Raw genomic sequence first — 12,706 nt, 5'->3', positions numbered from 1 at the left:
GGTACCACCACCACCGCTGCCCGTCGAGAGGAGACGGCATGCGTCGCCGTTTCTCAGTGTTGGTCACCCTGTCCGCCGTCATCCTGACGTTTCTCGTACTGCCGGCCCGACCGGCCGCCGCCGCGCCGTTCCGCGCGCTGCTCTTCTCCGAGACCGCCGGCTACCGGCACGACTCCATTCCGGCCGGCATCACCATGTTCAACCAGCTCGCTGCCGAGAACGGCTTCACCGTCGTCGCCTCCGAGGACTCGGCGGTCTTCACCCCGGCCAACCTGGCCACCTTCGACGTCGTGATCATGTTCCAGACCTCCGGCATGGTCTGGGACAACGAGGCCCAACGCCAGGCGATCCAGGGCTACGTCGCCGCCGGAGGGGGCATCGCGGCCATCCACAACGCCACCGACATGGGCATCGAGGCCACCTACCCCTGGTGGGACAACCTGGTCAACGGCGGCGCGCACATGCCCGCGCACTCCCCCGGCGTACTGCCGGGCACCGCACACGTCGCGGACAGGGCACACCCGTCAACCGTCGGCCTGCCGGACCGGTGGAACCGCAGCGAGGAGTGGTACAACTTCGACCGCAACCCGCGCGGCGACGTACACGTGCTGGTCACCGCCGACGAACGGACGTACGACCCGGGCGGTGCGGCGATGGGCGCGGACCACCCGATCTCCTGGTGCCGCGAGGCCGAGGGCGGGCGGGTCTGGACCACCGCCATGGGTCACGCCGCCTCGTCGTACAGCGAAACGCTGTTCCGCCAACACATCCTCGGTGGCGTGCAGTGGGCCGCCGGTGACAAGCCCGGCGACTGCGGCGGCACGATCTGGGGCAACTTCGAGAAGGTCGCCCTGGACGAGAACACCGCCGACCCGATGGCGCTCGACATCGCCGCCGACGGCCGGGTCTTCTACGTCCAGCGCGCCGGGCAACTGAAGATCTTCAAACCGTCGAACAACTCCACCGTGACCTCCGGCACGCTGAGCGTCTACACCGGGGGTGAGGACGGCCTGGTCGGGATGGCACTGGACCCGAACTTCGCGACCAACAAATGGATCTACCTCTACTACTCGCCGTCGGCCGCCACCACCGACATCAACCGACTGTCCCGGTTCACCGTGAACGGCGACACCCTCGACCCGGCCAGCGAACGGGTGCTGCTCGACGTCCCTGCCTACCGGTCGCGGACCAATCCGGAACCGGGCCACACCGGCGGGTACGTCGCCTTCGGCCCCGGCGGCAACCTCTACCTGTCGGTCGGCGACGACACGCCCCCGAACTACGACCCGGCCTGGCAGGGTTACGCCCCGCTGGACTGGCGGTCGGGCAGGTCGTTCCTGGACGCGGCCCGCTCCGCCGGCAACACCAACGACCTGCGCGGCAAGATTCTGCGGATCCACCCCGAGGCCGGCGGCACCTACACCATCCCGAGCGGCAACCTCTTCTCCCCCGGCACCGCGAACACCCGGCCGGAGATCTACGCGATGGGCTTCCGCAACCCGTTCCGGTTCCAGGTCGACCCGCAGACCGGCTGGATCAACATGGCCGACTACGGCCCCGACCGGGGTGGTCCGACCACCAACCGGGGACCGGAGGGGCTGGTCGAGATCAACGTGATCAAGCAGGCCGGCAACTTCGGCTGGCCGTTCTGCCACGGCAACAACCAGGCGTACGCGCCGTACAACCCGGACACGGGGGTGGTCGGGGCGAAGTTCAACTGCAACGCCCCGGTCAACAACTCGCCGAACAACACCGGTCTCACCACCCTGCCCCCGCTGGTCCAGCCCCAGGTCTGGTACGGCTACGGCGTCTCGCCGCAGTTCCCGGAGCTGGGTGAGGGCGGAGCGGCCCCGATGGGCGGGCCGGTCTACCGGTACAACGCCGCGTCCACCTCACCGACCAAGTTCCCGGCCTACTACAACGGGGTGCACTTCTTCTACGAGTGGGCCCGCAACTACGTCAAGGAAATCCACTTCGACTCCACCGGCGCCCTGGTGAAGATCAACCCGTTCCTGCCGACCGCCTTCTTCAACAAGCCGATGGACATGCGGTTCGGGCCGGACGGTTCGCTCTACGTACTGGAGTGGGGGGCGAACTTCGGCGGCGGGAACAACGACTCCGGGCTCTACCGGATCGACTACTCCAGTGGGGACCGCTCACCGATCGCCAAGGCCACCGCCACCCCGAACAACGGCCGTACGCCGCTGACCGTGCAGTTCTCCAGCGCGGGCTCGTACGACCCGGATCCGGGTGACGTCATCACGTACGCCTGGGATCTCGACGGGAACGGCACGACCGACTCGACGGCGGCGAACCCGTCGAGGGTCTACACCGCCAACGGCAACATCACCGCCCGGTTGACGGTCACCGACAACACCGGCAAGAGCGCCTTCGCCAACGTACCGATCACGGTCGGCAACACCGCACCGACGGTCGCCATCACCGGACCGCCCAACGGCGGCATGCTCGACTTCGGTCAGCAGGTCGCGTACACCGTGTCGGTGACCGATCCGGAGGACGGTGCGGTCAACTGCGCCCAGGTGTTCATGAACCCCGCCCTGGGGCACGACGACCACCAACACCCGACCAGTGACTACGCCGGGTGCTCCGGCAACGTCTCCACCGAGCTGCTCGGCGGACACCCGGACGGGGCGAACCTGTACTACGTGCTCAACGCCCGCTACCAGGACAACGGCGCCGGTACGGTGGCCCGGCTGACCGGCTACGCCAACTCGATCCTGCAACCGAAGCACAAGCAGGCGGAGTACTTCACCGGCCAGTCCGGCACCCGGGTGGTCGACCAGGCCGGGGCGGAGAGCGGCAAGCGGATCGGCGACGTCAGCAACAACGACTGGGTCATGTTCGATCCGATGAGCCTGCAGGGCATCACCTCGGTCAGCTACCGGTTGTCGAGCCCGACCGGCGGTGGCTCGATCGAACTGCGGGCCGACTCGCCCACCGGGCAACTGCTGGCAACCGCCCCGGTGGCGAGCACCGGCGGCTGGGACACGTACGTGAGCCAGCCCGCCGTACCGGTCAGCGCCCTGTCCGGTACGCACAAGCTGTACATGGTGTTCAAGTCGTCGGTGGACAACAACTTCGACCTCGACTCGTTCACCTTCGGCGGCGCCGGTGTCGGCACCACACCCTCGGGTGGCATCGCCGGCCGGACCTGGACGCTCACCGCGACGTCCAGCGGCAAACTCGCCGACGTCAACGGGCAGTCGACGGCCGACGGTGCGGTGGTGCACCAGTGGGCGGCGACCGGTGGCACAAACCAGCGCTGGCAGGCGGTCGACGCCGGTGGTGGCACGGTGCAGCTCAAGGCCGTACACAGCGGCAAGTGCATGGCGGTGACCGGCGGCTCCACCGCCACCGGCACCGGGATCACCCAGGTCACCTGCGGCACCACGGCGAACCAGCGGTGGCAGCCGGTGGCGACCTCCACCGGCGTCTACGAACTCAGGGCCGCGCACTCCGGTCTCTGCCTGGACGTCAACGGCAACTCCCTCGCCGACGGCGCGACGCTGATCCAGTGGACCTGTAGCGGTGGCGCCAACCAGAGGTGGCGACTGACCCAGGTCGCCTGAGCCCTGCCCCCGTCCCGGGCGGTACGCGTCCCCGTACCGCCCGGGACGTCCCCGCGCTGTCTCGTGCTGCCGAGTTGGCTTCGGCGGCCGAGTTAGCTTTCGCGGGCCGGGGGTATGCGCGTGGTCATGATCGGTTCAAGAAGTCGTCGCGGGGTGTTGATCGCCCTGGAGACAGAATCGTGAACGGGGTCGGTGCGATCGAAGCCGGGTCCGGGTTCGACCCGGATCTCCGGGACCGGGACGACCACACCGCATTCCTGGCAGCGTCCCTCGTGATCGAGCGGACCTCGGTCCTGATCGTGGCTGAGGGTGCGTTTCACTCCCGCCGGGGAGTAGAACTCGTCCCCCCAGTTCATCAGCCCGTGGACGATCGGCCACAGTGCGATGCCCTTGGCGGTCAGCCGGTACTCGACGGTTCCGGCCACGTCATCGTCGCGGGTGAGGACACCCTCCTGCACGAGGGACTTCAGCCGGCTGGTCAGGATCGCGCGGGGGATCCCGAGTTGGGTGGCGAAGTCGCCGAAACGGCGTACCCCGTAGAACGCGTCGCGGACGATGAGAAGGGTCCAGCGCTCCCCGACCACCTCCAACGTTCGCGCGAGCGAGCAGTTGCGGTCGGCGTAGGTGCTGGGGAGAGGCATGTTCCCACCCTACCTCATCAGTTCAACCATTGAACCGCACGTGCTACGGTGAACAAGTTCAACGACTGAACTGATCCGGACTCACCCTGCGGTGATGGGACCAGGCCCGGTCGGCGACGCGTCCTGGCATCAGATCAAGCTAGAGAGGCTGCCTCATGTACCAGTTCCTTGTTTCCTTCACCGTCCAGCCGGAGCACCGCGACGACTTCGTCCGGGTGGCCAAGAAGACCGGGCGTGACTCCCTCGCCAACGAGCCCGGCTCCCGTCGGTTCGAGGTCCTCGCGGACGAGGAGAACCCGAACGTCTTCTACCTGAACGAGGCCTACGCGGACGCCGACGCCTTCAACGCCCACGCCAGCGGTCCCTACTTCAGCGCGTTCTTCGCCGAGGCCAGCACCTACGCCGAAGGCCCGACGTGGCTCATGAAGGGAAACCTCGTCGGCGAAGAGGTCACCGCCTAGGCCACGACCGGCGGCGACCCGCGATCACCGCGGGCCGCCGCCTCGGATCGACACGACCCGTCGACCGGGAACAGCGCTAGCGCTGCCGCAACATCGCCCCGGCGGGACCCGTCGGTGCCGGTACGGCCTCGTCCACCTCGACCGCCGGCTGCGAAAACTGCGCGTGGTAGAGCCGGTGGTACGCCCCCTCCACGGCCAGCAGCTCCGCATGGGTGCCCTGCTCGACGATCCGACCGCTCTCCATCACCAGGATCAGGTGCGCGTCCCGGATGGTCGACAGCCGGTGCGCGATCACGAAACTGGTCCGGTCCGAGCGCAGCGCGGCCATCGCCCGCTGCAACAACACCTCCGTACGGGTGTCCACCGAACTCGTCGCCTCGTCCAGGATCAGCAACGACGGGTTGGACAGGAACGCGCGGGCGATCGTGATGAGCTGCTTCTCACCGGCGCTGACGTTGCTCCCCTCCTCGTCGATCACCGTGTCGTAACCGTCGGGGAGGCTGCGTACGAACCGGTCGACGAAGGTCGCCCTGGCCGCCGCGAGGATCTCCTCCTCGCTCGCCTCCGGATTGCCGTACGCAATGTTCTGCCGGATCGTGCCGCCGAACAACCAGGTGTCCTGGAGCACCATGCCGATCTCGGAGCGCAGCGTGTCCCGACTCAGGTCGGTGAGATCGACCCCGTCCAGGGTGATCCGGCCACCGTCCAGCTCGTAGAAGCGCATGACCAGGTTGACCAGCGTGGTCTTGCCCGCACCGGTGGGTCCGACGATCGCCACCGTGTGACCCGGCTCGGCCACCAACGACAGGTCCTCGATCAGCGGCTTGTCGTGCTCGTACCGGAAGGAGACCCGTTCGAACTCGACCCGGCCGTGCCGGTCGGTGAGCGGGGTCGGTCGCACCGGGTCGGGGCTCTGCTCCTCGGCGTCGAGAAGGTCGAAGACCCGCTCCGCCGAGGCGACCCCGGACTGGAGCAGGTTCGCCATCGACGCCACCTGGGTCAGCGGCTGGGTGAACTGCCGCGAGTACTGGATGAACGCCTGGACGTCACCGAGGCTCATCGCACCCGAGGCGACCCGGAGGCCGCCGATCACCGCGATCGCCACGTAGCTCAGGTTCCCGATGAACATCATCGACGGCATGATGATGCCGGAGACGAACTGGGCGCCGAAGCTCGCCTTGAACAGCTCGTCGTTCTTCGCGACGAAGGACGCCTCGATCTCGCGCTGCCGGCCGAACACCTTGACCAGCTCGTGGCCGGTGAACGCCTCCTCGATCTGGCCGTTCAGCGCCCCGGTGTGCTTCCACTGGGCGACGAACTGCTTCTGCGACCGCTTGGCGATCTGCTTGGTCACCCAGACCGACAGCGGCACCGCGACCAGTGCGACCACCGCCAGCAGGGGCGAGATCACGAACATCATGACCACCACGCCGACCACGGTCAGCAGCGAGGTGAGCAACTGGCTCAGGGTCTGCTGCAGGCTCGTCGAGATGTTGTCGATGTCGTTGGTCACCCGGCTGAGCAGCTCACCCCGGGGCTGCTTGTCGAAGTACGGCAGTGGCAACCGGTTGAGCTTGTCCTCGACGTCGGACCGGAGCCGGCGGATGGTCCGCTGCACCACACCGTTGAGGATGTAGCCGGCCAGCCAGGAGAGCAGGCTGGCACCGGCGAAGAGGATCATCACCAGCAGGAGCACCCGACCGAGCCGGTCGAAGTCGATGCCGACCCCGGGCACCACGTTCGCCTTGGCGATGATGTCGGCGAACGAGTCGTTGCCGGCCGCCCGTGCCCCCTCGACCGCCTGCTCGGTGGTCGTCCCCGGCGGCAACTGCTTGCCGATCACGCCGGAGAAGATGATGTCGGTGGCGTGGCCGAGGATCTTCGGACCGATGACGCTCAGGCTCACGCTGGCGATCACGAGCGTGATCACCCCGATGAGCTGCAACCGGTGCGGCCGCAGCCGACCCATCAGCCGCTTGGCCGAGGGCAGGAAGTTCATCGACTTCTCGGCCGGCATGCCCGCGCCCATCCAGGGCGGGCCGCCGCCGCGCCGCCCGGCTTCGGGCAGCCGGGCCGGCGCGGTACCGGTGGTCTTCTGGCTCATCCCCGTACTCCGTGTCTGGTCTGGTGCCGGCTGGCTGGTCACGCGACCGCCGCCACGCTGAGCTGGGATTCCACGATCTCGGCGTACGTGGGGCAGGTGTCGATCAGTTCCTGGTGACGGCCGATCCCGACGATCGCCCCGTCCTCCAGGACGATGATCTGGTCGGCGTCGACGATGGTCGAAACCCGCTGCGCCACGATCACCACGGCGGCGTCCGAGGTGACCGGCCGCAGTGCGGCCCGCAGCCGGGCGTCGGTGCCGAGGTCGAGCGCGGAGAACGAGTCGTCGAAGAGGTAGATCTCCGGCTTGCGGACCAGTGCGCGGGCGATCGCCAGCCGTTGTCGCTGGCCACCGGAGAGGTTCGTCCCGCCCTGGGCGATCGGCGCCTCCAGCCCCTCCGGCAGCGCCTCGACGAAGTCGCGGGCCTGCGCGATCTCCAGGCTGGTCCAGAGCTCGTCGTCGGTCGCGTCCGGGTTGCCGTAGCGCAGGTTGCTCGCGATGGTGCCGGAGAACAGGTACGGGCGCTGGGGCACCAACCCGATCCGCTGCCACAGGATGTCCGGCGAGAGTTCGCGTACGTCGACGCCGTCCACCAGCACCGTGCCGCCGGTCGCGTCGAAGAGTCGGGGCACCAGGCCGAGCAGGGTGGTCTTTCCCGCTCCGGTGCTGCCGATGATCGCCGTGGTCTGGCCGGCGTGGGCGCGGAACGAGATGTCCCGCAGGACGGGGGCAGCCGCACCCGGGTACTGGAACTGGACGTCGCGCAGTTCGAGTTCGCCGTGGGCGGTGACCTCGGTGACCGGTTGCGGTGGCGGGACGACCGAGGAGTCGGTGTCGAGCACCTCGACGATCCGCTCGGCGCAGACCGCAGCGCGCGGCACCATCATCAGCATGAAGGTCGCCATCATGACCGACATCAGGGTCAGCATCAGGTAGCTCAGGAAGGCGGTCAGCGCGCCGATCTGGATCTGGCCCGCGTCGATCCGGGAGGCCCCGAACCAGAGCACGGCGACGCTGGAGGCGTTGAGCACCAGCATCACGATCGGGAAGATCAGCGCCATCAGCCGGCCCGTACGCAGCGCGGTCGCGGTCAGGTCGGCGTTGGCGGTGTCGAACCGGCGGGTCTCGTACGGCTCCCGGACGAACGCGCGGACGACCCGGATGCCGGTGATCTGCTCGCGCAGCACCCGGTTGACCGTGTCGATCCGGGTCTGCATCAGCCGGAACTGCGGCACCATCTTGCGGATGATCAGCCCGATGGACAGCACCAGTACCGGTACGCAGACGACCATCAGCCAGGAGAGGCCGATGTCCTCGCGCATCGCCATGATCACACCGCCGACGCAGGTGATCGGAGCCGCGACGAGCAGGGTGCAGCTCACCACGACCAGCATCTGCACCTGTTGCACGTCGTTGGTGTTCCGCGTGATCAGCGATGGTGCGCCGAACTGGCCGACCTCGCGGGCGGAGAAGCTCATCACCCGGCCGAAGATCGCCGTGCGTACGTCCCGGCCGAAACTCATCGCGGTCCGGGCGCCGTAGAAGACAGCCGCGATCGAGCAGGCGATCTGTACGCCGCTGACCAGCAACATCCAGCCGCCGGTGTGCAGGATGTAGCCGGTGTCGCCCCGGGCGATGCCCTTGTCGATGATGTCGGCGTTGAGGCTCGGCAGGTAGAGCGAGGCCATGGTGCCGACGAGTTGCAGCAGCACCACGTAGGTGAGCGGTCGTCGGTACGGCTGCAGGTAGGTACGGAGTAGACGAGTCAGCATCGGTGACCCCCCGAATCAGAGATGCGGCGGCCGGTCATGACGGATCCGGCTGGTGTTGGCGAACGCCATCGAGCAGTACGGACACGATCTGCTCCGCGGTCATCGGATCACCATCGGTGATCATGGGATGGGAGCCGGAGAAGGCCAGCACCCGGAGCAGCCGGGCCACCTCCCCCACGGTGAAACGAAACTGGTCACCGTCCGGTTCGACAATCCGGGCGATCTCGGCCTGGATCCGCTCGTTGGTCGACCGGACCGTGGCGCGGTGGGCCTCCCGGTCGGGCGGCTGGCTGTGCGGGCCGAGGGCGGTGACGAGGTTGATCACCCTGAGCAGCCGCCGTTGGATGATTCCGGTCGCCTCGACCAGCCGTTCGCGTAGCGGCAGGGTCGAATCGACCTTGGCGAACTCCGTCCAGTCAGGCTCCGGGTCCAGCGCGGCGGCGACCGTCGCCTCGATGAGGGCCCGTTTGTCCGGGAAGACACGGAAGATCGTCCCCTCGGCGACGCCCGCGGCCTCGGCGATCTGCCGGGTGGTGACCTTGGTGCCGTACTCGCCGACCAGCGGCAGCGTGGCGGCGATCAACGCGGCGCGGCGCTCGTCCGGTGGCAGCGGCCGGGCCCGACCGGAGCCGGGACCGCACTGTGGCGGTGGGCCCGGCTCGGACGAGATCCCGCTCGGGGAGGTGTTCACGGGGCGACCTTAACTGAGTGAGCAACTCACTCACAAATGAAATGGCACTCACTCCGGGTCGGAACCGCCCCGATTCCGACCCGGAGCCGCCCGGCCCACCGGGACCCTGCTGTCACCGGGCAGTCTGGCGCAAAGGAAGGAGCAATTCGAGGTATTTAATTCGGACAAAAGGCGTACCGGTCAACCGGAGCCGGCTGATCCTGCTGCTGTGCGGCGTGACGCTGGCCGCCGCCGCCATCACCGCAGCCGGTCCGATCGGCTTCCTGGCCCTGGCCGCGCCGCAACTGGCCCGCCGGCTGACCCGAGCGCCGAGCATGCCGCTGATTCCCTCGGCGATGATGGGCGCGCTGCTCCTGCTCGGTGCGGACCCGCTCGCACAGCGGGCCCTGGCCCCGTTCCAGATCCCGGTCGGCCTGGTCACCGGGGCGCTGGACGGCGGCTATCTGATGTGGCTGCTCACCCGCACATCCACCCGGCGGCCGTAAGTACGTCTTTCCACTGTGGATGACCCTAGGTGATCAAGCGTGCGGTCGCGCAGAGGTGTCCTGGCCCGGTGGCAGCGGTCCCCGGCCGCCACGCAGGCCCGTACGCCGGGATGATCCTCAGCGGGATGGGTGGCACCTTCGGCTGATCCGTGGTCCGGCGCATGGACACCTCGGTACCGACGATCGGCCGCTGGCCAGAAATTGATCAATCGGCGAGGCATCAATGAATCTTGACAACCGATGCGACGCACAACACACTTCGGCCAACTGCGTGATCTTCCCGTACCGCCCCGGTAATCGACCTGCCGTGGGCGGTTTCCGTGCACGCCTCGACCGGAGGAACCTCTCATGAGGAGTATCAGAAAACCGGCCAGAGTCAGTCGGCTGGTAGCACTACTCACCGTGCCCGCAGCCCTCGTCCTGGGCGCCCTGCCCAGCCTCGCCAACTCCGCCGACAACGGACAGGTGGAGCCGACCCGGAAGTCCAGCACCGAGCAGAACGGCGTCGCGCTCATGCGCATCGTCGCCGCCGACAAGGGTGAGGTCGACAAGCTCGCCGACCTCGGTGTCGACCTCGTCGAGTACAGCAAGCCGCTGGACAACGGCATCGAGGTGCACGCCGTGCTGAGCCCGGAGGAGACCGAGGCCCTGCGTGGCCTGGGCTTCGACGTCCAGGGCAAGATCTCCGACCAGGACGACTACCGGGCCAACGTGGCCGAGCGCAAGGCCGCGATCGCGGCCACCGAGGCGTTCGCGCTCGAAGCCGACTCGCTCACCGTGCTGCGGGCCGAGTGGTTCACCAGCCTCGACGGCAACCGCTTCCTCTCGTTCGAGATCAAGTCCGACGCGGGCGCCGACTCCGCCACCGTGATCAGCGCGAGCTGGGACACCGGCATGAACACCCCGCCGGCCTCCGGTGGCACCGCCACCATGTCCCGGTTCACCGATGCCGGCGAGTACATGTACCACCGGTTCACCTCCCCGCTGGCGCTGAACACCCCCGAGCCGAACAAGGTGACCTTCACCAGCAGCAAGGGCGGCACCGTCAAGGCTTCGGTGACCCAGTGGCTGGGCAAGCCGAAGGAGGCGCCGGGCGAGCACTACGTGTCGGACTTCGTCGACCACTACATGGACCCGACGGAGATCACCGAGCGGATCACCGGACTCGCGGCCGAGTTCCCGAACATCACGCAGATCATCGACCTGCCGAACCTGACCAACGGGTACCGTCGCCAGGCGCAGGCCCAGTTCGGCACCGCGGCGGCGAGCACCTTCTACGTCACCACCAAGGCGTGGGGGCACGAGGGCGGTAACGACACCACCGTGTCGCTGGTGAACCCGGGCGCCGCCAACCAGTCGCTGACCGTACTGGTCGCCGGCAAGACCGTGATGGTCTCCCTGGCCACCGACGCCGCCGGTGCCCCGAGCAGCACCGCCGCCCAGGTGGTGGCCGCGCTGAACGCGGACGCCGCCGCCTCCGCCCTGTTGACCGCGAGCACCTACCGCGGCAACGCCGGCACCGGCCTGGTCGCCGCCGCCGGGGTGACCCGGCTCAGCGACAACCTCCAGGCACCGGCGAGCATCTCCCGCGAGCCGTTCCAGATGAAGGCGCTGCGGATCGGCCGGGCCAAGGACGGTTCCAAGCCGGGCGTGTACCTCTACTGCCAGCAGCACGCGCGGGAGTGGGTCACCCCGATCACCTGCGTGGAGACCGCCGAGCGGTTGCTGCGCAACTACGAGCGGGACACCAAGACCCGCAACCTGGTCAACGGTCTGGACATCTTCATCCTGCCGGTGGTCAACCCGGACGGCGCGCACTACAGCATGTACGACTTCAACTCGCAGCGTAAGAACATGACCAACCACTGCCCCGCGAACGCCGCCGACCCGGCGAACCGCAACTCCTGGGGCGTCGACCTGAACCGCAACCAGAACGCCGGTTCGCTGTTCGACGGCTACAACGGTGCCTCGTCGAGCTGCACCAGCGGCACCTACGCCGGCCCGAGCGAGCAGTCCGAGCCGGAGGCCAAGAACGAGGACTGGCTGATCAACACGTACCCGAACATCAAGTTCTCGATGAACACCCACTCGTACGGTGGGTACTTCATGTGGGCGCCGGGTGCGTACAAGACCGCCGGTCGTGAGGTGCTCCCCCGGACCGACTTCGGTACCGAGAACTACTTCTGGAACGCCTCGTCGAAGATCCTGAACGCGGTCCAGTCCCACCGGGGTACGGCGATCTGGCCGGGTCGTACCGGTCCGACCACCGACGTGCTCTACTCGGCGGCCGGTAACAGCGCCGACGCCCACTGGTACAACAAGGGCATCATCGCCTGGAACTTCGAGGTCGGTGCGGACAAGTACAACCCGGCCACCAACCGTTGGGACGCGGTCGGTTTCCAGCCGGACTTCAGCGAGGGTCACGAGGAGGCCATGGAGTTCTCCAGCGGCCAGATCGCGATCCTCGAGGTGGCCAAGGCGTACGCGGCGGACAAGTCCAAGCCGACGGCCGAGCTGGTCGTGAAGAGCAAGGGCGCCGGTACGACCGACTTCACCTTCACCACCAGTGAGGCGGCGAACGTCTACTACACCCTGGACGGCAGCGAGCCGACCACGTTGTCGCTGAAGCTCGGCTTCGCCGGTTACCGGGAGGGTCCGGAGCGGATCACCATCACCGCGAAGACCACCGTCCGCTGGCTGACCGTCGACATCGCCGGCAACGTCGGCACGGTGCAGGAAAAGACCCTGAACGTCCCCAAGAGCTAACCCCTCACCACCCCCGTGTGGCCGCCGCCCCTCCCAGGACCGGCGGCCACACCCCAACCCCCTGCCAACCGCGTTGATCATGAAGTTAGCGACCTCCCAGGGCCGGCGGTTTCTAGGATTCAGTGCAACTGATCTTGGTTGTGCTGGAGGTGCTGGTGGCCAGGCCGGGTGTGGTGACGTTCGGGCATCGTCAGGT

At 67.9% G+C, this 12,706-nt stretch carries 8 protein-coding genes; 4 read left to right on the top strand and 4 right to left on the bottom strand.

The features are described 5' to 3' along the window. Nucleotides 1-38 precede the first annotated feature (38 nt). Nucleotides 39-3,590, top strand: a complete 3,552-nt coding sequence (locus ACWEFB_RS17185) for a ThuA domain-containing protein (protein WP_452286458.1) — start codon at nucleotides 39-41, stop codon at nucleotides 3,588-3,590. A gap of 92 nt (nucleotides 3,591-3,682) precedes the next feature. Here ACWEFB_RS17185 and ACWEFB_RS17180 read toward each other — a convergent pair whose 3' ends face one another. Beyond that, a complete protein-coding gene (locus ACWEFB_RS17180) occupies nucleotides 3,683-4,231 on the bottom strand; it encodes a winged helix-turn-helix transcriptional regulator (RefSeq protein WP_452286456.1) in 549 nt (182 codons plus the stop codon). A gap of 155 nt (nucleotides 4,232-4,386) precedes the next feature. On the opposite strand from ACWEFB_RS17180, the gene ACWEFB_RS17175 reads away from it, so the two are divergent. Then, the gene (locus tag ACWEFB_RS17175) at nucleotides 4,387-4,692 is read left to right on the top strand and encodes a putative quinol monooxygenase (protein ID WP_326559049.1); all 306 of its coding nucleotides are present in this window, start codon (nucleotides 4,387-4,389) and stop codon (nucleotides 4,690-4,692) included. Between the two features lie 76 nt (nucleotides 4,693-4,768). On the opposite strand, the gene ACWEFB_RS17170 is transcribed toward ACWEFB_RS17175, so the two are convergent. The 3 genes from ACWEFB_RS17170 to ACWEFB_RS17160 are packed head-to-tail and all read right to left on the bottom strand — an operon-like array spanning nucleotide 4,769 to nucleotide 9,259. Next, entirely contained in the window at nucleotides 4,769-6,796 is a 2,028-nt protein-coding gene (locus ACWEFB_RS17170) for an ABC transporter ATP-binding protein (protein WP_452286454.1), read from the bottom strand. Between the two features lie 38 nt (nucleotides 6,797-6,834). Then, on the bottom strand, nucleotides 6,835-8,568 hold the full coding sequence (locus tag ACWEFB_RS17165) for an ABC transporter ATP-binding protein (protein ID WP_452286452.1): 1,734 nt from the start codon (nucleotides 8,566-8,568) through the stop codon (nucleotides 6,835-6,837). Between the two features lie 34 nt (nucleotides 8,569-8,602). Further along, nucleotides 8,603-9,259, bottom strand: coding sequence for a TetR/AcrR family transcriptional regulator (locus ACWEFB_RS17160; RefSeq protein WP_452286450.1), 657 nt, complete (start codon nucleotides 9,257-9,259; stop codon nucleotides 8,603-8,605). Between the two features lie 41 nt (nucleotides 9,260-9,300). On the opposite strand from ACWEFB_RS17160, the gene ACWEFB_RS17155 reads away from it, so the two are divergent. Then, on the top strand, nucleotides 9,301-9,744 hold the full coding sequence (locus tag ACWEFB_RS17155) for an iron chelate uptake ABC transporter family permease subunit (RefSeq protein WP_452286816.1): 444 nt from the start codon (nucleotides 9,301-9,303) through the stop codon (nucleotides 9,742-9,744). A gap of 402 nt (nucleotides 9,745-10,146) precedes the next feature. After that, nucleotides 10,147-12,510 carry a M14 family zinc carboxypeptidase gene (locus tag ACWEFB_RS17150; protein ID WP_452286448.1) on the top strand — a complete coding sequence of 788 codons (2,364 nt, stop codon included), beginning with the start codon at nucleotides 10,147-10,149 and terminating at the stop codon, nucleotides 12,508-12,510. Nucleotides 12,511-12,706 lie beyond the last annotated feature (196 nt).

It is taken from the genome of Micromonospora sp. NPDC004704, assembly GCF_053601675.1.
This window is presented reverse-complemented; position numbering and strand designations above follow the sequence as displayed.